General features: G+C 46.8%; 18 protein-coding genes. 3 read left to right on the forward strand and 15 right to left on the reverse strand.

Going from position 1 to position 25,328, the window contains the following annotated elements; genetic code table 11:
- Nucleotides 1-47: 47 nt before the first annotated feature.
- Nucleotides 48-227 (forward strand): transposase, encoded by a 180-nt coding sequence (locus PPRES148_RS00395; protein ID WP_187820267.1) that lies wholly within the window; start codon nt 48-50, stop codon nt 225-227.
- A 111-nt stretch (nt 228-338) separates the two neighbouring features.
- The gene (locus tag PPRES148_RS00400; protein WP_149452718.1) at nt 339-578 is read left to right on the forward strand and encodes a hypothetical protein; all 240 of its coding nucleotides are present in this window, start codon (nt 339-341) and stop codon (nt 576-578) included.
- A gap of 515 nt (nt 579-1,093) precedes the next feature.
- Here PPRES148_RS00400 and PPRES148_RS00405 read toward each other — a convergent pair.
- The 7 genes from PPRES148_RS00405 to PPRES148_RS10230 form a co-directional block, all read right to left on the reverse strand.
- Nucleotides 1,094-1,438, reverse strand: coding sequence for a hypothetical protein (locus tag PPRES148_RS00405; protein WP_149452719.1), 345 nt, complete (start codon nt 1,436-1,438; stop codon nt 1,094-1,096).
- A 746-nt stretch (nt 1,439-2,184) separates the two neighbouring features.
- On the reverse strand, nt 2,185-4,590 hold the full coding sequence (locus tag PPRES148_RS00410; RefSeq protein WP_149452720.1) for a hypothetical protein: 2,406 nt from the start codon (nt 4,588-4,590) through the stop codon (nt 2,185-2,187).
- 1,104 nt (nt 4,591-5,694) lie between these two features.
- Complete coding sequence (locus PPRES148_RS10220; RefSeq protein ID WP_187820269.1) at nt 5,695-5,880, reverse strand: hypothetical protein; 186 nt, start codon at nt 5,878-5,880, stop codon at nt 5,695-5,697.
- A 57-nt stretch (nt 5,881-5,937) separates the two neighbouring features.
- Nucleotides 5,938-6,324, reverse strand: a complete 387-nt coding sequence (locus PPRES148_RS00415) for a hypothetical protein (protein ID WP_149452721.1) — start codon at nt 6,322-6,324, stop codon at nt 5,938-5,940.
- 397 nt (nt 6,325-6,721) lie between these two features.
- Entirely contained in the window at nt 6,722-8,800 is a 2,079-nt protein-coding gene (locus tag PPRES148_RS00420; protein WP_149452722.1) for an FtsX-like permease family protein, read from the reverse strand.
- Between the two features lie 281 nt (nt 8,801-9,081).
- On the reverse strand, nt 9,082-9,462 hold the full coding sequence (locus tag PPRES148_RS00425; protein WP_149452723.1) for a hypothetical protein: 381 nt from the start codon (nt 9,460-9,462) through the stop codon (nt 9,082-9,084).
- Nucleotides 9,463-11,934: 2,472 nt separating this feature from the next.
- Nucleotides 11,935-12,072 (reverse strand): hypothetical protein, encoded by a 138-nt coding sequence (locus PPRES148_RS10230; protein WP_187820272.1) that lies wholly within the window; start codon nt 12,070-12,072, stop codon nt 11,935-11,937.
- Between the two features lie 115 nt (nt 12,073-12,187).
- Between PPRES148_RS10230 and PPRES148_RS00430 the strand changes: the two genes are divergently transcribed.
- Nucleotides 12,188-12,427: a hypothetical protein gene (locus PPRES148_RS00430; RefSeq protein ID WP_187820273.1), complete on the forward strand. Its 240-nt coding sequence runs from the start codon at nt 12,188-12,190 to the stop codon at nt 12,425-12,427.
- Nucleotides 12,428-13,835: 1,408 nt separating this feature from the next.
- Here the strand turns inward: PPRES148_RS00430 and uvrA are convergent.
- From uvrA to ftsE, 8 genes are all read right to left on the reverse strand, one after another.
- Nucleotides 13,836-16,805, reverse strand: coding sequence for an excinuclease ABC subunit UvrA (uvrA, locus tag PPRES148_RS00435; RefSeq protein ID WP_149452725.1), 2,970 nt, complete (start codon nt 16,803-16,805; stop codon nt 13,836-13,838).
- The gene (uvrB, locus tag PPRES148_RS00440; protein ID WP_149452726.1) at nt 16,805-18,784 is read right to left on the reverse strand and encodes an excinuclease ABC subunit UvrB; all 1,980 of its coding nucleotides are present in this window, start codon (nt 18,782-18,784) and stop codon (nt 16,805-16,807) included. The genes uvrA and uvrB overlap by 1 nt, the downstream gene beginning before the upstream one ends.
- On the reverse strand, nt 18,777-19,007 hold the full coding sequence (locus PPRES148_RS00445; RefSeq protein ID WP_223127886.1) for a hypothetical protein: 231 nt from the start codon (nt 19,005-19,007) through the stop codon (nt 18,777-18,779). The genes uvrB and PPRES148_RS00445 overlap by 8 nt, the downstream gene beginning before the upstream one ends.
- Before the next feature lie 238 nt (nt 19,008-19,245).
- Entirely contained in the window at nt 19,246-20,703 is a 1,458-nt protein-coding gene (locus tag PPRES148_RS00450) for a S41 family peptidase (protein WP_187820275.1), read from the reverse strand.
- Between the two features lie 253 nt (nt 20,704-20,956).
- The gene (locus tag PPRES148_RS00455; RefSeq protein ID WP_149452729.1) at nt 20,957-22,075 is read right to left on the reverse strand and encodes a peptidoglycan DD-metalloendopeptidase family protein; all 1,119 of its coding nucleotides are present in this window, start codon (nt 22,073-22,075) and stop codon (nt 20,957-20,959) included.
- 102 nt (nt 22,076-22,177) lie between these two features.
- Entirely contained in the window at nt 22,178-23,185 is a 1,008-nt protein-coding gene (locus tag PPRES148_RS00460; RefSeq protein WP_149452730.1) for a M23 family metallopeptidase, read from the reverse strand.
- A 434-nt stretch (nt 23,186-23,619) separates the two neighbouring features.
- Nucleotides 23,620-24,525, reverse strand: a complete 906-nt coding sequence (ftsX, locus tag PPRES148_RS00465; RefSeq protein ID WP_149452731.1) for a permease-like cell division protein FtsX — start codon at nt 24,523-24,525, stop codon at nt 23,620-23,622.
- Nucleotides 24,515-25,201 (reverse strand): cell division ATP-binding protein FtsE, encoded by a 687-nt coding sequence (gene ftsE / locus PPRES148_RS00470; protein WP_149454161.1) that lies wholly within the window; start codon nt 25,199-25,201, stop codon nt 24,515-24,517. Before ftsE ends, ftsX begins: the two co-directional genes overlap by 11 nt.
- Nucleotides 25,202-25,328 lie beyond the last annotated feature (127 nt).

Here is a 25,328-nt window from a genome sequence, read left to right on the forward strand (position 1 = left end):
AGATGGGTATAATGGAAGCTGGTTCCCCGTAAAGGGTGAACATGGAAATGGCACGGAGAAAATTTTCGTTGGAATTCAAGCAGAGGGCAATTGAACAGGTCAGGGGTAGGCAACATGTTGTTCAGGTATCTAGACAGCACAACCTTGCTGTTAGCACGATTAACCGTTGGATAAAGGAGGACCAGAGAGGGCGTGTTAGCCGGCTCATTCTCCTCCTCGAAGGGTAATCGGAATTGCGTATGTAAAAGTGAGAAGGATAGGGTCGCATAGGGCTAAATAAGGGCAACAACAGTAATAGCATACAACCTCCCCCACACAAGGAGAGATAAAGGAAAGCCATGCAGCGGCGCCATTCTGGAACCCCCACGATGGGGAAGCCAGGCGCCATTACACAATGGGCCGGGCCAACACAAACAACAGCGATGAGTTGGGGAGGAAGAAGGGTAGGGGCGCAAAAACCCCCTGGCCTAGGCCAGGGGGCAGGGGGAAAAGAACAAAAACACAAGGGAATCAAAACAAAAGATCAAGGGACTAAAGGCAAAAAACAGGGACCAAAAACAGGGAAAAGGAGAGCTTAGGTTCTACTGAGATTCCCGTTTCGTGTAGGAGGGATGTTTTGCTGACCTATGGATTCCTCCCAAGGGAATCCCCTGATTAAAATTAAATTATTATTAAAATAGTATCTAACCACGATTCCGTGAAAAAGCACCCCTATAAAGCATTTTGTGCTATTTACAATCCGATTTAATCATAAATTTCTATACATTTATTAACAATATAAAAATAATTGTCCATCGAAAGGGCACAAATAGAGGATTCTTAGGGACCACAAACTACCCGCTCTTGAATCTTACAGCGGAAAGTGGGATATGACCAAAAATTAGGTCATTAGCCCCTCTTCTGCTATAATGCTCCATATAAGATGGGACAATAAGAGCCGCATAATGCGAGAGTATTACGTGTGGTTCTGTGAGAGGGTTGGCTGAGATGCCATCCCTACTTGACGTCGAGGAGAGAAGCAATCTATGGGAACGAAGTTCTGGAAGGAAATTGTCGAAACGGTTCTTTCTGCGGTAGCACCCACAACCATACGTTACTCGAAAATCCAGTCGTGTCGGTTCCTGTACTTCTTGGAGACTCTTTTGTTCGGGTCCCTGTACTTCTTCTTAAAAGCCCAGCCTCCGTCCTCCTCATCTGGGAACCCCCAATCTGTTTCACCTGAGGCCCAATCGGGATTCTGATGCCTCTCGCAGAGTACTTTACCATAGATCCAATTGCATGTGTGATATTTCAGTTCCTTCCCCTCTCGATTAAAAACACGCACAGGTTCGGCCACATCCGCAGACACTTGCCCGAAAGATGAAGTAACAACAGCACCTGATAACATCAAATACGTGACAACTTTTGCTGCTCTCCCACTCCGTCCAAACAATTTCATACGTAGAATACTCCCTCCCGAATCTAAACTTTTCATCCAAATAACGTTATAAAGACTCATAACCCGTGTAATGCTACAGATGGAGTAGTCACGTTGGCCACTTTGCGATGGTTCTTAGTAATCCAAACTATCATCTAGTTTCGATTCCACTTGAAAATTAAACCCATACTTCCAGTATACCATCTCCAATAGTAACATTACCTATCCTAAGGATACTATACCCAGAGTAGTCGGAGCAACCCCCCCCTTTTTTTAGTCCACCGTGTTGTAAATGACCCACTAGTTTTTCCGGGTGGTACGGGCTTGGATACAGAACCAGTTTTTTTAGGATTTCCCCGGTCTGCTAAGGAAGATCAGAATCCCCAAAAATTGAATTCACGGAAAAATTACTGATGCGTCAGAAACGGGATTGGGGAATAATGATTGGGGAGTAATGTTATAATATTTGAATTACTTTGTAATTTTATATCCAATTATGTATATTAATATTTACAATTTACTGCGACAATACAATTTTTTAGGAGAGAAAGTCCCCCAAAAATGAACCGGGGGTGGGATTACAATCGAAAAAAACAATATACCCCCACCCCTAAATCTCCCCTGGTCTCGTAACCATTAGGATCTGAAGACCCAAAAAAGTGCAGAAGCATCTGAATTCAAACAACCAACAATTCATTTGAAAAAAGAATGCCTCCGAAATAGCGATCTTTTTTTTAAAACTCCGTACAGAACAACTGAATCGTCCCCTACATCCATACCCCACGAGGAGGTTGTAATGATAGTACCCCCAAAGTATCATTGTTACTATCATTGTCATACCCATGTACATCAGCCTGCACCAATCTAGGCTCAGCAGCAATCAACCTTGCCTTTAACTTCTCGGACTCCATGATGAGATCATCTACCCTCCTTCTCTCATCCTCAGCCATCAGACCCCCCAAACCCTTTACACCCGCATACCCCTCATGTATTTTCCACATCATGTTTCCCAAACTGTCTCTAAGATCCTTAGGAATATCAACCCAGCTACTATTCTGATATATACGTATCCATTCCGATCGCCACTCAATAAGCTGACGCTCGCTGGATACATACCAATCCCGCAGTTGGAAAGTCCGCATTCTATCCCAATCAAACTCAAAATCACCATTTCCAAACAGTGGTGCTCGCCTCGCCATCCATGGGGGTTGAGTTACCAACCACCGCTTCCATTCCCCGCTCCCATGATCATCAAAAGCACCCCCTCCCCGTCTCCATACCCGTTCCTCATCCTCCCTCACTTCCCTCTCAAAAGAATCAAAATCCTCCGTACCACGATCCCCATCACTTTCTCGATGCGGATGAATGATCTCAGACCACAAACGCCTACCCCTGGTAACCAACATTTTCTTTAGACCCATAAGATCCTCTTTCTCCAAGTGCCACCTCATAAGGGGATGGTTGAGGTTTTGCAGAGACCTCTGTATCTCCCACTGGAATTTGGATGCAAGCTTCGACAACCCCCACACTCTCTCCAACTTTTTTCTGGCACCATCCAACTGCCCTATTCCCACATATCTTGGACTCCATGGATACGCACCTTCCTCCGCTCTCTCTACCTCCTCTTCGGCCTCCCTTATCAGTCCCTTCGTCCTGCGCACCAGATCGTCCGATCGCCATTCCCATTGAAAGAGATGCTCAAACGCCTCATCATATCGTGCACTGCCCTCCCTCATAAGCTCCTTATTTTTCCTCATAAGGATCCCCATCGTCCCATTGATCTTACTCCAAAAAGCGGAACTTTTATCCCCCGTAAGCTCCCTTATAAAGGAAGAATTGGGATACTCTATTTTAAATTTTATACTATCATCTAAAACAGCCTCATATTTCCACAATTGATGCCTGTCAGCGGACACCTTCCAATGAAACTCCCCAAAATCATGTATTCTCCTCCCAATTATTTCCTTCTGGATCTCCACCAAAGTCCTCGCATACCTGATCTCCCTGTCAATATTTGAAAATCTCTTATCAGTATCCTCAGTCTTATCCAACGACCCAATCAGCTGGTCCCTCATGTCCATAAGATCTGCGGCCGATGTAACCCCTATATAAGTAGCTACAGAAGCTGTCCATGCTTTGGAAGCTAACCCCACCAAGACGGGGGCAGCTCTCTTCACCCGATTCCGATCCGGAAACGTTCGATCCACGGCTTCCCCCTTCCCACTAGGATTATACCCCCGTATTCCCCCCAAAAATTCTGTACTTGACCCACTATTCCCATCGGACAACCATCGGTCCATATCATTTCCCACTACCGATGGGCCGGTTCGTATTGGGTTTTCATACCCCGATCCGGGCGAAACCACTTTGGCAAATACCCCCCCGACAAACCCCCCTTTTTCTTTCTCTGGTTCCTGGGATGATGAATCCTTACCCCCCCCTATCCCTGGTGGAAAACCACCCTGGTTCCTATTTTTCCTTTCTAAAGCAGATAGTTCCCCTTCAGAAAGCACAGTCCCCCCACCTGTCCCAACATCCTTTCCTATCCCTGGGGAACCCAACGGGGATAGGACCTGTCCCTCACCAAGGTTCAACGGTCCCCTCAAGGAGACAGGCGGTACTCTTTCACCCTCGACCCCCGATGGAAAACTACCCCGATTCTCTGGTTCCTGGGACAATAAGCCCTCATCCCCTATCCCCGGGGAAAGACCACCCTGGTTCTGATTTTCCTTTTCTGACGCGGATGGTTCTCTTCTAGAGTACGCATCATTGGCCCCATCCTCCCTTCCCCCCTCTGGGAGACCCAATGAAGATAAACCCTGTTCCCCACCAGAGTCCAACGGTCCCCCCAAGGGAACGAGCGGTGATCCTCCATCCCTCATCCCCGGAAAAAAACCATCCTGGTTCCGATTTTCCCCCTCTGATGTGGGCGGCGTAGGTTGTCCCCCCTCAACAGGGTGCACAACCCTTCCATTCACCCCACCACCCCTCTTTCCTCCCACTGAGGGATCCACCGACGGGGATGAGCCTCCCTGTCCTCCAGAATTGGACGTCTCTCCTAATGAAACACAAGGGAATGAAAACGACAATACCACACATAGGGAGCAAGAAAAAAAGGTATAATTCTTAAAAAGAAAGGATCGAACTGATCTTTCTTTGTCAATATGATCCATGATATTCCAAATCCTCCCCCTTAAAGAGAAAATGATCCCGATTGTTAATATGGACATGCATGTTTAAATAAAATCTTAGATAAAAAGAGAGTGTGCCAAGATAGTTGGTCCGCATTCCCCACACTTTGGACTCGACACCCGCTGAGAGGATGGGCGCCATCCCTATCGGAGATTTTCTAAAGAGGTTGAGTCAACGGATCCCTATCTTAAATCCCACCATGGCAAAGTAACCCTACCGTTCATCTTGTGCAGAACCAAACGATCCTATCTTACTTTGCGTTGCAGGGGCAGCATCTCATTGGGGGTATGAGTTCCTGAACAAAGTTTTTCAGTAGAATTCCCTTCCTATCTTTGAAGGTTCCTTTATGGACTCATAATGTAATATTTTTATTCTATTAAAATAGAAAACGTACACTTGGGCCCTGATCCTACGTTCCCCCCCTTTATATGTTCACTAACTATAGCGACCCTATCTCGATTTGTCAAAAATGGCAACAAATTCCTGTCTTTATTTCGCTCATCCTTCTGTTATACTATTCCGTAAAAATAAAAAATTTTATGAAATAGGGAAGGATACAGACTCATACTCCACGATCCCTGTACCATTCCACCAGCTCCTATGGGCAGGAAAAAAATGGAGAACGATCCCCTGAAGCGTTTACCGACAGTTACAAAAATTAGGGGCATCAACCCGGCAGCCCGTTGCCGGGTATCTAGTCCTGTACGACGATAAAAAATAGGGAAAATTCCGGTATGGAAAAGGCCTTGGACGTGGTTGGCTAGCTAGGAAGGAAAGGAATATCGGGGATGAAAAAGCTATCAGAGAAACAACGAGGAACGCTGCAAAATCATCAGAAATGGCTATAGAAAGAGCACCTTGGATACCCATAAAAACCCTTATTCTCTTCCTGATTCCACAGTTATGGAACGCCAATTTCCCATTGTTTTGGCCGATATCCCTATTTCCGTTATGAACCAACCCTCCCTAAGGAAGGAGCTCGTTTCCTTCCGAACAAACGGTGTATTGTGGGAGACCCTGGAAAGACAAGGGTATATGGGGTAACCTTGTCGAAACCCGTGATGAGGAAAAGGAATTGAGTAGGATCACCCGCGGTAAATACCCAAGGGGCACTTCATTCGGATAGGAAGGAGGATGGAGGAATCAATCGGCACCCTGGGTGACAAGAACCTCTGACCCACCCATATACCAACCTGGGAACAAGGGCAAACAAAAGGCAAAAGGATAGCCCACTTCCATGAGAAGACCTGCAAGGGAGGTAAATTTGCCAAGGAAGAGGAAACACCCCTGGAGAAAGGAGAGAAATCCTGCGTACCCACGGATGAGTCCTACTCAACGGTAAAACACCGGGACCAAAAGAGGCACCAAAGGTTACAAAGAAGAGGGTAATCATGATGCGGGCGTGGAAGGGGTTTGCTCCCCTTATAAAGAATCGTTTTCAGGTCGCCAAGGAAGAGGGAGGGACGCGGTAGGATAAGTGTGGCACAAGCAGGGATGGGCAAAGAAATCGGCCGATCATGGACCCCAGGTTGTCCATCGTCTCTAAAAAAGGACCAGGGAGGGGAAGGAAAAGTCTCAATAATTACATAAGAAATAAAATTAAACTCTATGTCGATTGATTTGGTATGCACAAGAAAGGCAAAATAGAAACCAACGATCCCTACCCCCCTTGATTTTTGTGAGGGTCCAACAAAAAACAATCGATGGTAATCCATTTTCTCTATGTACTCTCCCAGGCAGTGCCAACTACAAATTATTCATGCCATACATGTTTACATAAACTGTTTTTTATACTCATTAATAATGTGAAAATTTTAATAAAATATTGTTTAATTTTTCCTAAATATTATAATGAGTTTGATATCATTTTCCGCGGAAACACCCAACCCATATACTCAACTTAAAATCCGAATGAGTCTCTAGGAATTGGAGAACCTCGCTGAGGACACTTCTGTGACCCTGCATCCTTGCTGGCATGGACCTGTATAACAATGAACGGAAGAAACAAACTAGTTATGAGAGAAAAGATAGGCCCCTACCCAGTCCTTGAAATCCAGAATCAAGCAAGAGCCATCCGATGTTCCGAACGAAGGTTTTGGCTAGAAGCCACCTCTATCCTTTTTTCATTGCGCGCAATACCCATGAGCATGTAGGCCCAAACACTGCAACTTGAAGGACTAGGAATAAGAGAAAAGTCCATCCTGTGGAAGAGAACAACGCATCCCCCAACCCCATTTGGGCAGGTAGCTGGTTCCTTAAAACTCTAGCCACGCAATGGACCCAATAAATGGCCAACACGCCAGATACAAACACAGGGATGAAGAAAAGTAGGGCCACCTGTATCCCAGTGGATCTCTGCAGGTGATGCATCGGAACACCAATTCGTAGTAGATTTTGAAATTGCCGCCGCTGGTTCTCTACATCATCACAAATGCGAAGGAACAACATGTTCATGATACCGATGAGCGAAATAGGACAAGTGAGAAAAAGCGAAAAGAAATAGAAGATCAAAAATACTGTGATCTGATGAGTATCGGCCATCTCACTGTAGATGAAGGAGGGGGGGACCTCACGACCCGCCATGATTCGATCCCAGATCTGATTTTTTGGATCTACCGATCCCGCCTCAACCAGTGCCTTGAAGATACGAGGGTTCATTTCATTGCGGGGTAGCAAGTAATTGACATCCCAAAACTTTTGCATATTGGGGTATTGCAAAGCCCTCGCATACACTTGATTTCCTAAAATCCATTGGGGGGCATACTGTGTCTTCTGGAGAGGAACCAGTAACCCCCTCGGGCTCAAATAGTGTACCTTCCTAACGCCAAATTGCTCAGGGATAGGATTGAGGGGGATTTCCTCATCGGAACAGTTTTCCTTTTCACACAATACCGCAGCTTCATTAGGATCAAGGGTTAGGGCGGTTTTTCCCAATGCTTTCAACATCTCATTGTAGTCTTTGAGGGAGAGAAACCATCCCCTCGTATACCTTGTCAGTTCAGCTTGGATATTTTCCTGCAAAGCCCACCGTTGTTCATCCCGTATGGAAAGGTATTCACTCTTACTCTCTACAAGATCTCCTATCATTAGAGGGTGAGAATCCACGCGAACCAATCCATTGTTTAAAAGTTGCTGGTTGATGGATTCCAAACTTCCCTCCTCGTCTGGATTGGTTTCCCCCTCTTTCCCCAAACGATAAACCAGTGCGGGTCCAATTTTTTGACTGCTTCCCTTTATGTTTTTTACTATTTCCCCTATGGGTGATTGTATGAGAGCAATGGAAATAATTGAAAAAAATAAAACACCCGTTATAAGAATAGACAAATTATAGAAAAATCGTGCATTATCATGAAAACGATGAGCCATATTCCCTAGCCATAGTAAACGTGTGCCTTTCCAGGAGAAATTTTTGTTCCACCGACAAAGACGGAACAGAACCAAGCTGCCTTGGCGATAAGAGGAGTAAACACCCAATGCACTGAGCGCAACAATAGCATAGTAAGCATACACACCCCAATCAAAAATTACGGCTGCGGGTAGGAAAAAACCGATGAAAACTAGGGATCCAAGGGAAAAAACAGCCGCCACAGAATACAAAAGATTTATGATCGGGGGCTTAGGTAGACTATCTAATCTCCTCTCACTTTGAAGCAACTGGATCACCCTCTTACGTTGTATAAGGAGGGGTGTGAGCACGGAAGCCAATACCAGGAGCAGAAAGGAAACAGCTACAGAGGATACCAGGGCTTTCCATGAAAAGTAAAAGGGGAGCTCTACTAACCCCAGAGCCTGCTCTGCGAAAAATAGCAAACCTGGACTTAGCATTCCACCGACTAGTGTACCTAAAACCACAGCGCCACAACCTACGATCACAGTTTCTAATAGTAGCATAATCCACAAATAACGGGGATTCATACCTAGAAGGAGAAAAACACCGAGTTGCTTCTGTCGGGTTCTATAGAGTGTAACCAGGGAATAATAGATAGGCACAAAAACAGAAGCTACAGGAACAAGAAATATGAAGTTGAATATAGATTCTGCTCCCTCCTTGACGACCCGCAACTGAGGGTGAAAAAACAAGGTAGCATAAGAAAAAACTATGGACAGTGCGGCAGCCTCACTCCACAGTAGACCCATATAGGCCCTAGGTTGACGCCTGATCGCACGACAAGCACACCAAAAAAATGCCATTTTTCGCCCCCCTCAAGAACATAAATTGTGGGAAATGATAGTTCCAGACTCCTAGCTACCCATGGATGACTATGAAAAATAACCCTGGGGGTTTCAAGGTGGGAACGAAAAACTCCCCCTGAAGAGGGTTTCTGACCCCCAGGGGAGAAAGAAACGATAAATCCCCCTATAATTCAGGAAACACGTTTCCTAAAATAGATAGCATTGAAAAGCTAACACAAATACCGTACTCCCTCTCCACTAGCCGGATACCTGTTTTGTTTTACGGAAGGATTTATTTGTTAGTCCATACACGTTGAAATTACTGATGATGTTGCGCCACCGAGCATTCCAATCGGTACGACAAGAGGTGTGACGGGACCAGTAAGTAACCCAAAAAGACCTCCCACAGCCGCCCCGACTATTATATTTCTACCACAATCTTCATTCCAAGCACGTTTGCTCCTCTGCAGCTCCATTCCTGACCCACCCTCATCCGACAATGTGGGTACTGCCCCTTCCAAGTCCACACCGTTGGGGGACACGGATGCCGTCCCTGTAGTTGACCCCATGGCATGAGACACAGGCGCAGCCTCAACCCCCAGACCCGATGTAAAAACAATGGTTGCTAGAAAAAGTGGTGCTAGTCCACAGAACAATTTTTTGGATATCTTCATCTTCATAAAAAATAGTCAACCCCTCTTCTTGTATTGAAATGTTATGTTTACTACTGCTGCTGAGTTACCAACCATAGCAGAATGCATTGTTCCATCCCATCTACCACAATCCCGCATGAATGATGCTTCCTAATTTCCAAAAACATTGTGGATAAGTTTTTGGAAACTAGGAAAAATGCAAACCTCTCCTATCATACGTCTCCATAAATATTGCTATAAATTACTATAAAAATATATTTTTTTATATTTATTCTTCGATTTTGAAATAATATGTAGGAGTATAATATACATACATTCATTGTTATTATGAAAAAAGTACAATCAAGGAGACGGGGGAGACCCAGCATTTCAGCCGAACCTGCTGAAAACTTTCAACCCTAAGCCCAGAGAAATTAGGAGGTTCCCCCGAGGGAGCGCACCCATCCGTATAGCTGCCATTAGACAAATTCTTAACCTTCAAGTGTGTTTCATTATGCATCGTACCGTACACCAGACGCAGTGAAACCCCCATACAATCCTGTGAGTGTGCCCCCGGAGAACCACCAGCTACGGCACCGTGTGTCAAGAAGTCGTTCAAGAGATGAAGGTTGCTCGGCCCTTCGTAACCGGCTGGTAGGTAGCAGGTTACAAACCGCCGCCTAGTGCTGCTGGGGTCAAATGCCCTGGTTGTGAGCGATCTAGGAAAAGGCAGGGCAATGACCCTGTCAGGTGGGAATCGGGGAGATCAGCGAAAGCGAACCGTTCGAAGACGCATCGAAAAGCGTAGTCCATGTCAAAACCGAGGTGGAGTGCTAACGTCGGAATGAACCGTGGAGGATGACCTATCTTCTGCCCCGGTGGCATGCGGTGTATAGGGGCGGGATGAACACCCGATTTAGGCTCTTGATCGGAACTTGAGAGATCGTCGTACGGCGTCTGGCTGTCGCCAGATGGAAAGACTGAGGGCTAATCGAGGTTCCGTACACGAAGTCGGATCAGCTCATAGTAGTGAGGAAGCTTCTGTAATGGAAGTGAAGCGAAGAGGCTGACTCATCCTGCGAAGGACAGTTAGATGAGAACTTTAGTGGGGGATCCGCGGAAGGAGATCAAACGACAACTTTAGTGGGAGATCCACTAGAGGAGGTCACTGGAACCTCGGAGCAACATCCTCATAATCGAAGTAGGACCTAAAGGGTCTGAAGATTGGGATGAGATGAGAAGAGCCGGATGATGCGAGAGTATCATGTCCGGTTCTGTGAGAGACTCGGCTGAAATGCCGGGTCTACTCGACAGCCATACTGCCATTGGTACTCGATACTCCGATATCAATACTGCAATCGTCGGGTAGTGGCTTTACAAATCGTTGATCCCGTGGTTTCACTGCTCATTCACCTTCATCTGGGGATGTCGAAACTACGGTTTCCGATGGCTCTACCTCCCCGTGTGGCCCAACCTCCGGGAAAGCTCCCTCGTCCTTCTTCACCGTCCCTGTCGATGATTCTGCAATGCCAGGAATAGGTGCAACCTCAACATCAGATGCAAAAGGTGGTTGTTACCAAAACAAGGGGTACCAATCCCCAAAACAGTTTTAGGGACATCCTCTTTTTTGATATTTTCTAGAAGTAAGCCTCCTTTTTTATATCATAAGTGATATGGCCAGATCGTTGACCCTATGCAATAACGATGCAACAACTCCATCCACAGCAGCGATGCATCCCCATATTTACATAAGTTCTAGAAGTTTGTCAACAATGTTTTTATAAAGTTTATAAATAATATTTTTTATAAATTTTCGATAAAGAGAATGTGCAATAACAGGGTGGGGTCCACAACAAGTTTAATAGAATCGGTATTACTGTACAGAATAATATCAAACTTAATATAAAATTTTCCATATTTTAATAAATTAAAAAACTTATTATTTAAATTTTTCAATGATTGTAAAATAGTACAAACAATCCATATAAATGCTGTCAGCACAACGAGTTATAGTAGATTATTACCTTTTTCTTAAAATATAGTAAGTAAAATTTTACTACCATCAGTTGTTCTTTGAACATCCAAAATCAAGGGGTAATATGGGGGCCGGTTCCCATTTCGAACTGCGTCCGATCGCGTGCATGTGTGTTGAAAAATCCTATAAGGGATGAGGGTTGTTTGGCTCTCCAAAACCAGATGATGAGTAGCAGGTTTTGAACTGTCTAGTACTGCTGGAGTAAAAAACCTTGGTAGTGAGTAGACAGGAAAAAACGGGGCTTTACCCCGTCTGGTGGGAATCGGGGAAATCAGAGCGGGAGCGAACCATTGATAACGCATCAGGAGTCATAGTCCACGCCAAAAAAACCATGTCGGTACACTACCACATCGGGATAAACAGAGAGGAGGACGACAACCTATGGACAATCGCGATGGCATATGGTATATAGGCAGGATGATGGACCCCATGTAGGCTCTGGTACGGAACCCGGAAAACATCCGTACGAAAAAAACCTTCCCGGCTCACCGCCAGACATGGATAAAGAGGCCAAGGAGAACCTTGGCCCCGTGCACAAGATCGGAGCAACGCCTATAGTAATTGATGAATTGTACTAAGGGCGAAGCAAGGGAAACTGACTCATCCTGACGAAGACAGTACAACAGCTATTGACCCCCTAGTGAACCCCGATCGGTACAGTAAAGGTACTTTCCCATGAAAGGTAACCATGATAAACGACTCGAAAAAAATTCTCATTGGAATTCAAACAAGAGGCGGTTGAACAAGTCAAAAATGGACAACATAGAGCCCCAGATATCTAAACAGTGTGACCGGTGCTGTCCGTACAGTAAGGGAGGACAGAGAGGGCGTGCCGGCTGTTTCATTTTCTCCGTCCAAGGACCGGTGGATTTGCCATCCCTTCGGTCCCTACAGGGAGGAATTGATGATATAAAAAGGCTTCTAGGCAGTAAAGAGTTGGAAATCAGTCGATTAGGGGAAAAGACAGGAGGAAAATGAAAAAAAATAAGTCCCCGCCTATGCGGTCAGCTATCCCTGAGAACATCGCACCTAGGAATATCCCCTACCCTATCACACATTATGTACCCGTAAGGGGGGAATTTCCTCCATATCACAGGAAGCGGAACGGGGACCACTCCTACCCATTGTAAAAAAATATAGGACCTTCACATCCGTGGATCATGGAACATAGGGAGTACCCAAACCCGATATAAAATAAAAGAATATTTTTATTCCTATAACTTTATTTTTGATTAATTATAATACATAAAAAATAAATATAAAAATAAAATAAACAATCGGTAAACCTATGAATCGCAGAGGTGCTCCTCTAATTCCATTATCATTCCAAAAATAAGGATCCCTTCTCTGCCAGATTATGAAATCGTTGAGGAAGCAGGAAACATTACAGTGTTTACCCACACGAACAAAATCTGCCTTCCCCATCCATCCCGCATTCAAATTCTCAAATTAAATTCTATACTACAAAGAGTAATTCTTATAAAATTAATTATAAAAGAGATTCTAGCCAACTGTGGCTCCGCCGCCACTTGAACATCAGAATGAGATGGAAACAAGGATACCCTAACGCCTGGATTCCTAGCCACGAATAACCCTCCTCCCCCCTATTTACCCACTATTCAGAATCAATAAGGTGAAGAAACACACAAATGAATCCCCCCACACAGAATTCCATAATTTTAAGGATCAGCCCCTCATAAAAAATAAATAAAAAAGTGTTCCGATATAGGCGAAATACATAACGTATTTTTAAACCTATCGGTTTAAATCACAGAAAAACAGGAAGGGGTAGGATCCTCTATGGAAAACCTCGAGACAAAGCCCCCATTACGTATGGAAGCGAAATAGGACCATGGAAACGATGTCTTCCCATCACGGGGAAACAAAATACCCCTCAGAAAAACCCTTCCCTCCCCCTATCCAATGAAAACACACAACCACCCTACCTCCCACTCGCCACTTCCAATCATCGGGTAGGGATCACTTCATCCAACCCTCTCACAAAAACCACACATCCCGCATTATACGGCCCCCAGGGTCCCATAGGATTTGAGCCCATCCGATCCAACGTACGATCCTCCCCTTACCCTAGATTGTGCGCTTTGTTAGAGACCCATCGGATCCAACCCAACAACGATCATCTCTTTACTTCGGATTGCACAATGGTCTACCCTACGACTCCCCCTAGCTCCCTATAGAAAAGACCCCGTTCGATGAAATAAGCATGGGATATAGAAAACCGGGGAGGAGAGGGAATCCCCTCCCCTCCCAACGGAAATAGAATACTCCACCCCAGAACGAACAAGGATTCCCAGGAATACCTCTCCTCTGTAGGTCCCCCCAGAGGGAAATAAAAGAACAAACGACGGTGCTCCCCGGATCCATCCTATCTTCCTGTGGGAAGAGGTCCCGCCACCACAGCATCGGGGGAGGAAACCCTTCCCACAAAACGTGAGGCATTAGGAACCAACCTATGCCCCCCCTCCATCTGCTTCCGCGTCTGCTCTACAATGGGTTTCAGAAATCTACCTGTATGGGAATTTCTCACTGTAATAACCTCTTCAGGCGTCCCTTTGGCAATCAACTGCCCACCTCGTGCCCCACCCTCCGGGCCTAGGTCAATGATATAGTCCGACGTCTTGATCACATCCATATTATGCTCAATGACAACTACTGTCCCACCTAACTTAACCAATTCATGCAAAACAGAGATCAAACGAGCCACGTCTTCATCATGCAAACCCGTCGTCGGTTCATCCAACACATACAGAGTGGCATCCTGTTGTGTGCGACGAAACAATTCACTCGCTAATTTCAAACGTTGCGCCTCGCCCCCTGACAAAGTAGTAGCAGATTGTCCTATCTTAATGTACGACAACCCCACATCCGCCAAGGCCTCTATCCTACCGCGTATTTTGGTATGGTTTTCAAAAAAGGTCAGGGCCTCACCCACTGTCATTTCCAATACGTCCGAGATCCTCTTCCCACGATAACAAACGGAAAGAGTATCCTTATTGTATCGACTACCCCCACATTCCGTACAAGTAACATACACATCAGGCAAAAAGTGCATCTCAATCTTGCGAATCCCATCCCCTTTACAAACCTCGCACCGTCCCCCCTCCAAATTGAAACTAAAACGCGAGGCTCGATAACCGCGCACCTTTGCATCAGGCGTTTCCGCAAACAAGGTACGAATGTCATCAAAAATACCTGTATAGGTAGCCAAGTTACTGCGCGGCGTGCGACCGATCGGATTTTGGTCGATTCGTACCAAGCGCTTCAAACCTTCCCATCCGCTGATTCCCTTACAAGTGCCCTTTGTAACCCTCTCCGAATTCGGGAACCCAACCCCATAAGGATCCTTTTTTAGGTGATAATTCATGATGGGACTAAGCACCCGATTGACCAACGTACTCTTTCCTGAACCTGAGACCCCCGTAACACAGGTCAAAACACGCAAAGGAAAACTAACATCGATATCCTTGAGATTGTGTACACAAGCCCCCATAATGGTCAACCAGTCCTTCGGTACACGCCTATGTTGCGGCAACATAATAAAACGACGACCGGAGAGATAAGCACCTGTCAAGGAATCCTTATTCGCCATAACCTCTTTGGGGGATCCAAAGGCCACAACTTCCCCACCTGATTGACCTGCACCAGGGCCTATATCAATCAAATAATCCGCCCTACGCATAGTATCCTCATCGTGTTCCACAACCACCAGGGTATTACCACGATCCTTCATCGTTTGTAACGTGCCTAACAAACGATCATTATCCCGCGGATGCAAACCAATGCTAGGTTCATCGAGAACATAGAGAACACCTGTTAGGCCGGAACCCACCTGGGTAGCCAGACGAATTCTCTGTGCCTCCCCCCCCGAAAGAGTAGCCGCAGAACGGTGAAGCGTCAGATAATCCAAACCCACACGAAGGAGGAAACGTAGGCGGGTTTCTAACTCCCTACAAATTACCCCAGCCACCACCTCATGCTGAGCAGGTAACTTCAATTCGGATAGGAAGGCATAGATATCAGATAAGGGCATACGTACCAGCTCATGAATGGACTTTCCACCCACCTTAACCGCCAGAGAGGACTTGCGCAATCGAGCACCCTCACATGCATGGCAGGCACGTTCCACAAAACAAGCCTTGATCTGTTCGCGGACCCGTTGTGACTTCGTACCGCGATATCGTTGCTCCAGGTAGTGAATAACGCCCTCAAAACGATCCCCTTCCTTGTATGATTTCGGAACAACAACATCCTTATAAGACGGCAAATTGAGTTTCTCTATATCCATAGGCAAAGGATAACCATACAAAAGCCAGTCCCTCTGTTTCTCCCCCAAATCCTCAGCATAATCGAAATCAATATTCAGTACCCCATAGAGAAAATGGGCCAAACGTTCCGCATCAACCCCTTTTTCCGGCCAACCCCTTATCCCCCCCGATGTCAAGGGTTGATTTTCCACAAAAACCAAGGCAGGGTCGATGTTCTCCTCGGTACCCAAACCATCACAGCGCTCACAAGCACCTATGGGACTATTGAAGGAGAAAATCCGCGGACTCAACTCCCCTAAGCTAAAACCACAGATAGGGCAGGAAAAATTTTGACTAAAGTGGAGCGTATCCCCATCCAATACGCTCACCAAAGCCTCCCCATCCGCCAGGCGAAGGGCCGTTTCCAGGGAATCCGTAATCCGATCACGAAGCCCTGGCTTCACAATAACCCGATCCACAATCACCTCAATGGTATGTTGTTGCTGCTTATCTAGGACGGGTACCTTGTCCAATTCATAAATTTCACCGTCAACCCGGGCTCTCACAAAACCCTCCTTGAAAACCCTCTCTAAAAGCTTCCTATGGCCTCCTCGTTTACTCCTTACCACAGGCGCCATAATCAACGACCGTGATCCCACGGGTAGAGCCATCACACGATCCACAATTTGTTGAACCGTTTGCGCGGTGATCAAAAGGGCATGTTCCGGACAATGGGGGTCCCCCACCCTGGCAAACAACAACCGTAAATGATCGTAAATTTCAGTCACCGTGCCCACCGTCGAACGGGGGTTACGGGTTGTCGTTTTCTGATCAATCGAAATAGAAGGGGACAGGCCCTCAATACTATCCACATCAGGCTTATCCATCTGCCCCAGAAACTGCCTCGCATAGGCGGAGAGGGATTCCACATAGCGACGCTGCCCCTCAGCATACAAGGTATCAAATGCCAACGAGGACTTTCCCGAGCCACTGAGACCCGTTACCACAATCAATTGACCACGCGGAAACGCTACCGTTACATTTTTGAGATTATGAACACGAGCCCCGCGCACAGTAATCCATTTATGCATCACTGACTCCCCTCTGCCTTGAGCTCCAAAATACAGTCCCGAAGTTCCGCAGCTCGCTCAAAGGCATGCTTCCTGGAAGCCTCTTGCATCTCCCTCTCCAGGGAAGCGATTTGCTCCTTCTTCTCCCCCGCACTCAACAGAGTTCGCTTAGTAAAACGATTCGCGCCACTCAGGGCCTTAGCTGCTTCCACTACGGGGGGCACTGCCTTCTCAACCGTTTTGGGTGTAATTTTGTGTTTTACGTTGTATTCATTTTGTATGACCCGTCGCCGTTGCGTTTCCTCCATGGCAATTCTCATGGCAGATGTAATCTTATCAGCATACAGAATGACTTCACCATTCTCATTCCGAGCCGCCCGCCCGATCATCTGAATCAGGGTTCTATCCGTACGCAAAAAACCCTCCCGATCTGCATCAAGAATAGCCACCAAGGAAACCTCCGGTAGATCCAACCCCTCCCGAAGCAAGTTGATACCCACAAGGACATCGAACACGCCTAGGCGTAAATCCCTTAGAATATGCATACGATCAATGGTTTTAACATCAGCATGCATATACCGGACCATAACACCCGCCGCCTTAAAATAATCTGTCAAATCCTCTGCCATACGCTTGGTCAGCGTAGCCACAAGGACCCGCTCCTTCTTCCCCACCCGTCGTCGAATTTCAGCCAGGAGATGATCCATTTGCCCCTCAGAGGGCTGGATATGTACCAAGGGATCCAACAAACCCGTGGGTCGAATGATCTGCTCCACTACCGTCGGTGACTTTTCCAATTCATAGGACCCTGGAGTCGCCGAAACAAAAATGACCTGCGAGAACCTCTCCTCAAACTCATCAAAATTGAGTGGCCTATTGTCCTTGGCAGAGGGAAGACGAAATCCATATTTCACCAATACTTCCTTGCGCATCTGATCACCGTGGAACATCCCACGGATTTGCGGCACAGTCACATGGGATTCATCAATAAAAACAAGATAATCGTTCGGGAAATAATCCAACAAAGTGTACGGGGGCGTGCCCGGCGTAAACCCCACGAGGTGTCGTGAGTAGTTCTCTATTCCCTTACAAAAACCCATCTGCATAAGCATTTCAAGATCATAGGAAGTTCTCTCCTGCAAACGCTGTGCCTCCACCAAAAGCTCCTGATCCCTCAAAATACGTAAACGCTCTCGCAGCTCCTCACGAATCGTTATCGTAGCAGCACGCAGGCTATCCTCCCCGGTTACGTAGTGGGAAGCGGGAAAGACAGCTACATGATCGCGTTCGGCCGTAACCTCCCCCGTTGTGATATCAATTTCCCTTATTCTCTCGATCACATCACCAAAAAACTCTACACGAACAGCGTGTTCACTCCGACCCACAGGGAAAATCTCCAACACATCCCCCCTCACACGGAAGGATCCCCTCATGAATTCAATCTCATTACGACTGTATTGCATACTGATCAAACGACGCAAAACACAACTTCGATCCCGCTCCATACCCACGCGTAAACTCAATAGGTGATCCTTGTAAGCATCGGGGGAACCTAGATTATATATACATGAAACACTAGAAACTACAATTACATCTCTCCTCTCCAAAAGGGAACTCGTTGCTGAGTGTCTCATTTTATCGATTTCATCATTTATAGCAGAATCTTTTTCTATATAAGTATCTGTAGCAGGCACATATGCCTCTGGCTGATAATAATCATAATAACTAACGAAATATTCTACGGCATTATGAGGAAAAAAGGCCCTCAATTCACCGCACAGCTGCGCCGCCAGTGTCTTGTTATGAGCAATGATCAACGTAGGCCTATTCAGCTTTGCAACCGTTGCAGCCATAGTAAAAGTTTTCCCTGTACCTGTTGCACCAAGCAGGGTTTGATAACGGTTTCCTCCCTTCACCCCCGCAACAAGCTCCTCTATGGCCCTGGGTTGATCCCCACAGGGGCCGAAGGGTGCCACCAACTGAAAAAGATCCTTATCCATACCTTCGCTCACCTCTAATCCCTGTTTGGAGAGGGTCCAACACTGCAACACCGGATCTCACAGAAAGAAAACCGGTGGTATTCCTCATCACAACATCGTAGGATCCTACCAATCCCACTTGTCCATTCCTGAAGCAAACATCTGTTGCTGTCCAACGACTAAAAGGACGAAAACGAAACGCGGGAAATCGGCCCAGAGCCAAGCACAGGTAAACCGAAACCAAACACCCTCCTCCGATCCAGTGGACAATCCCCGGGAATACAACGTTACGTAAATTCAAAATTTGCGACACAATCCCAATGGAACCAGGATCACCTTGGGGGGAATATAAATTTAGTTCTGTGAACGGAAAACAGATGGGGTTCCAAAATGGAGAATGAGAAAACAACAAACACGTACACTAACCCCTTTGTTTCTTATAAAAAACACACAAAAACAATAACGAATTATGAATAAAAACCTTACGATCGATCTCGAGAACGTAGGAAACGCAACGCTGCCTGCAATTGGGGATCTTGGTCCGAATCATCATCCGCAGCGACAACCACATGTTGTAACCGGCCTATGGTGGGATCATCACAAGCACCGGTGGGCCTTAGATCCCCCTGCCGTTTTTGGAAGGAACGCAGTGCCTCTGTAGTAGCCCTATCCCAAAAACCATCCACCCGACCCGGTGGGAAACCAAGACTCGCCAATATCTGTTGCAACTGCTTAACCTCAACACCCTCCCCACCCGGCCGAGACTGCTGACTACAATAGGGGAAACCCAACCTACGCAAGGGATGAGACTCCACAACTTCATCCATGACAAGCGAATCACCAGGCTGTAAGCGCTTTCCCTCCGGCGTCAACCAGCGAGCTACACTAACCAAGAGATGACTACCCGGTATAGGCAAGGGAAGAATGCGTAAAATTTGATTTTTTCCATAGCTAGGTTTTCCGACTAAGCGACAACCTACCGAGTCATGCAATGCAGATGCCACAATCTCTGCCGAACTGGCCGTATATTCATCTGTCAAAACAACACAAGAACCGCCGAATGACTCCGAATTCCTTGATGTAATAACCTCCCGTTGCCCTGATGGGTGCTCAATCTTTGTAATTATACGACCCTCACTCACAAAAGCATCCGATAATTTTATTGCTTCTGACAGGGATCCACCGGTGTTACCACGCACATCCATAACGATACCCCAGACACCCTGTAAGCGCAAGGCCTGCAACACCTGTACGAACCTCCGTACAGAATCATTGGAAAAATCGCGTAGGGTTAGAATCGCCACACCGTCCGATTCCCTTTTCCACCGAAAACCTCCCCTAGATATCCGCTGCCGTACCAAATCCAAAGAGACGATATCCGGAACACCCAAACGTCTAACCCCTAGGCGTATTTTTGTACCCTCCTCCCCCAAAATGGAAGAAAAAACACTCGCACAATCCCCACTCCCCATAGGTTGATCATTCACGTACACAACCTCGTCCCCCAAACGCAACCCCGCCCGTTGCGCGGGCGAATTCGGTAGAACCCTACGAATGATCATTTTCTGACTTGGCGCTCCGCAAACCATTTCCACACCAATCCCCACAATCCGACCCTCAAATGTATCCATGAGATTCTTTGACTTCCTGGCATCCAAATAGACCGCGTAGGGATCCTTCGTGGCTGCAACCATTCCCGACAATGCACCCTTCCAAAGTTCCCCTTCATCGACTTTATATAGGGAATGATTCAATAAATAATCATAAGTTCTCTTAAAAGATTTTATAAAAGAATAATTCCAGCCAAAATAGTATAAAAAAACACCCTGTCCCAGTAGGGTCCCAATCCCTCCTACCATAACCGATAGGAGCAACACAACCACAAGAACCCAACGACGTACGCTGAGAATGCTTCCCCCCCATCCAGACCCACTCATCATGGTGCCACCCTCCATTTTCCATCCCTATACCCTCTTGCCGATGGTAGCAAAGTCATGGTAAATTCTCTACCCTTCTATCCGTATCATAGGAACAAAAAACCCTCTTGGGTATTCTGCCACCCACCACAGCACCGAATAAAATAAATACAGGTTCATCCCCAGCAAAAATGAATTGAGGATGAACGAAACTATGAAAGACACTGGGATCCTACACGCAAAAAGCAACCGAATCTTTGAGCCAAAACACCATCCATCAATCCGGGGGTAAGTAAAGAGCTGGATCAACTAAATCCGAGCGGGAACAAACATCCTTACTCTTACATACCTCGAAATGAAGGTGCGTACCCGCACTATCCCCATTGTTACCACTATAGGCAATCAAATCACCCGTTTGAACCCTCTGCCCAATACGCACGCGTACATCCTTGGGAAAACAATGCCCATAACGGGAAAAAATGTTCCTCCCTTTCCATCTTCCATGATAAATCGTTATAAGGACACCATATCCCACCGCCGACCGAGCACCGACCACCAAACCGGGGCCCGGTGCATAGATGGGGAGACGACCAGAGAAATCAATCCCCCTATGAAGAGCCATCTTCTTTTTGATAGGATGCATCCGATAACCAAAGGCAGAAGAAATGCGCCCCTGGGAAGGTCTGATCGTGAAGGACTTAAAACCAAACCGTGCCTTGCCCTCCTTCCATCCCTTCAGAGTAATCCCTGTTTCAGGTTCAGGAACATCATCCAACAACTGATCAAGTAAACCCTCATCCTCCATCCTTTCCCTCTGTTGCTGGGAGAGGACCCCCCTTTTCAGAACGGCACATGCTTGATTCACAATTTCCACCTTTTCCTGATTGGAATCCAGCATATCCCTCCAGGCCTTTACTTGTTTCAAAAGATTTCTGAAATTTTTCTCATCAACAAGTAATATTTTCTTTTGTGCATCCAAAAAACCCTGTACTGCCTGTACCCTGCGGAGAAACTGTGGGATACTGTCCGATGAAAACAAACTTGCCAACAATTCTGAATATCCCTTCATATGCATAGCACGCAGCAAATTACCCATCCGGTACTTCGAATCCTCGAACCGTGCGCTCATCACATCCAACCCATTGAGCAAGGCCCGATACTCCGGACTATTTTGCAATTCGTTCAGTTCCCTTTGCCCCTTTTCCGCTGCTGCACGGCAAGTCGATAAATCCTCATCTGCAGATGCATGTGGGGAAATCGCATTCACAAACCGATCGCCGCTGAAGGGGGGCATAATACTCCCCGTCCACGCACAAAGAAGCAGAGTAATCCCCACGAACCCCATCCTCCGTAACCCGGTACTCAATCCACTGTGTTCCCCTCTATCATCGATCACAAACACACCCCTACCTACTTTAACTTCCCTATTACCCCCCCCAAACCATCCCTATCTCCCCCACAATATCCTCCATTCCGGAAACCCAAGTGAATTACTTTACTAGCAAGGAAGAGGATTCAAATTTCCAGGATTGACAGGTTGACCGTGCCGATACACTTCCCAATGCAAATGCGGACCCGTAGATCCGCCGCTACTACCTACCTTCGCAATCATTGCATTCCTACCCACACGATCCCCCACCCTCACCAAATTGTATTGGGGATACATATGGGCATAGCGAGTGGTCCAACCTCCGCCGTGATCGATTACGATGAGGTGCCCATACCCCTGACTCGGTCTCGATTCAACAACCTTCCCAGCCGCCGCCGCATAAATCGGTGTCCCCATGGGGGCAGCTAAGTCCACACCACGATGAAACTCACCACCACGCGTACCGAAACCAGAGGAAAGACGAGCTCCCACTACAGGTGCACAAAACCTCCCATCCCAATTCTCCCCTTTGTACTCTTCTATTTTTTGATCCCTATCCGGATGATTTTCTGGTATATCCATGTGATCCCTGCGAATCATCTCCAATTTCCTCTCATTAGGCCCCAACAATTGCGTCAATTCATTATAGGCCTCGTCAGCCTCTTGTTTTCTCTGTTCCTGGACACGCAATTCCTCGGCCTGCTGGGACCGATAGTCTTCCAACTGATGCCTAAATCCCTCATAGGAAACGAGGCGACGTTCATAGTCCCCCACTAAATCTGATACCGCAATCCACCGTGATAAAAACCCCCTCAAAGAAGAAAACAAGGAACGCAACACATCAGGCTTTCCCCTATGCCAGAATTCAATGATCTTCACCAAACCCCCATGGGCTAACTCCATTCTACGAGTTACTCTAAGAATCCCCTCTTCGATCTCAACCAAACGTTGCCCTTGATCATCTACCAACAAACTAGTATCTACTACCCTCTTCCGGGCCTGCTCAATGTCCAATAAAAGCTTAGCGCTCTCGGGGTCCAGCTCCGTTCCTCCGAAAAAACCACGACATTCTCCCACAACTACCCAACTAGCACTAACAAACGAGACCGCCATGATCCAACCTTTCAGCCACCTCATAACCGATCATCGTCCTCCCCGAAATCAATCCCTGACCCTGTGCAGACCATCATGTAGAACAGGAAACCCAAAAATATATTCGTTTACGTTCATAAAAAAAATCAACAATAAAAAATAAAATTCGTTACGAAACACAGAAACTAGCTGAGAAAGAAAAAAACGTACGGGGGACAAACAACAACCGGGGGACCACAAAGGGCGCACCTCCACTTGTTACCACCCTATTGTACTCATCCCCTACCTATCTCAGCCTCCAAGACCATGTCAACAGATTGGGGGAAATCTATCTGGGGGGAAAGATTGGACCATCCTACACAAGAAACACACCATAGCCTCCTATACGATCCATCCCACAAGGGATAATAACTGCCACCATACCATCATCCATCATCTGAACGGAACCAGATCACCAACCATAATCACGAACCCAAGGATCAGATCCTCAAAAAACGATGGACAGAAAGCATACTCCCCAGAATACCAACAAAAACCCCTATCCCAAAGAGGACGCCAACAAGGTAGGGAGCAATTTCCATTACCGGAACCCATTGAAAAAAAAGAGCCAACGATTGTGACAACCATAGCAACGCGGAATAAAGCCCCAACACGATCGTGGAGGGGAAAATGGCCCCTGTGCACCCCAAGATGGCACCCTCCAGAAGAAAGGGCCAACGAATGAACCCATTGCTAGCCCCTACGAGACGTTGGATTTCAATCTCTCTCCGGCGGGCCATAATAGTTAAACGAATGGTATTGGAAATGAGAACACACGTCAACAAGGCAAGGACAAAAAAGAAAACTAGAATACCAACGGAAACATACCTCGATGTTTCATCAATATTTTCAATAACCCCTCCTCCGTTCACACCCGCCACATCATTGACCCATGGCTCTATCTGGGCATTGTCCCGCAAGGATTGTGTCAACCCAGAAATATTGTGAGGATCAGACGGCTGAACGAGAAAGGTATCATACATAGGATTAAAATCGTCTAAGTAAGAAATCCTCTCCCCCTGAGAAGAAAGGGCTGAAATCGTCTTTTTAAGCGCCATCTCCCGTGACTCGAAGGTAACCCTACCCACATCAGGACGCTGGCTCAACATCCCCTGTAGAGTTTCCCGATCCTCGGGAGAAACTCCTGGTCGGAGCTCGACTTTAACCGTGAATTGTTCCCGAACCTGTTCAAGAATATGAGTCAAATTACGGGCAATAAGAAAAAAGATTCCAAATGTAAAGAGGGTAATGGAAACCGCACTAACAGCCGCAAAACTCATCCACGCGTTACTCTTGATTCCCCTCACAGCCTCGCGCATATGACGCCGAAAGCCCTCAATCGTCATAACCGTACTCTCCCCCTGGCTCGTCGCGAACGATTACGCCGCCCTCCATCGCTAAGACCCGTTGACGCAACAGGTTGACAATCTCTCTGTTGTGCGTCACCATGACGATGGTTGTCCCACGTTTATTGATCTCTTCGAACAAATACATGATATCCCACGTATTCTCAGCATCCAGGTTGCCTGTTGGTTCATCAGCAATGATGAAACTAGGCTGATTTACAATCGCACGCGCTACGGCAACCCTTTGTTGTTCCCCCCCGGAGAGCTGGGGAGGTCTTTCATCCATCCGATCCTGCAAACCTACCAGAGATAATACCTCCTCAACCCTGTCTTTGATTTGGCTACGGGGCGCCTCAATTACCTCCATGGCAAAAGCTACATTCTCGCGTACTGTCATCGCGGGCAACAATTTGAAATCCTGAAATACAATTCCTATTTGGCGACGGATATGGGGAATCTTCCAGTTCCGCACACGCTTGATGTTGACGCCATTGATGAGAACCACGCCGTGTGTTGGTTTCTCCTCCCGGTACATCAGTTTAACGAAGGAGCTCTTCCCCGCACCACTGGGACCCACCACATAAACAAACTCCCCTTGCTGAATACAAACGTCGACATCACGTAGGGCCTCGACCCCATTACCGTAAATCTTCCATACCCCGTGCATTTCGATCATTGGATCATCCCCCACCTACCCCTCCAATGCCGTCATAACCGATTCTACCTACAGCGCCCCCATCGTAACATACCTCCCTTGGTTCTGCCTAGGGATCTCCAAATTTCGAGAGGTAGAGGATAGGAAG

The organism is Pasteuria penetrans (genome assembly GCF_900538055.1).
GTDB classification, from domain to species: domain Bacteria; phylum Bacillota; class Bacilli; order Thermoactinomycetales; family Thermoactinomycetaceae; genus Pasteuria; species Pasteuria penetrans.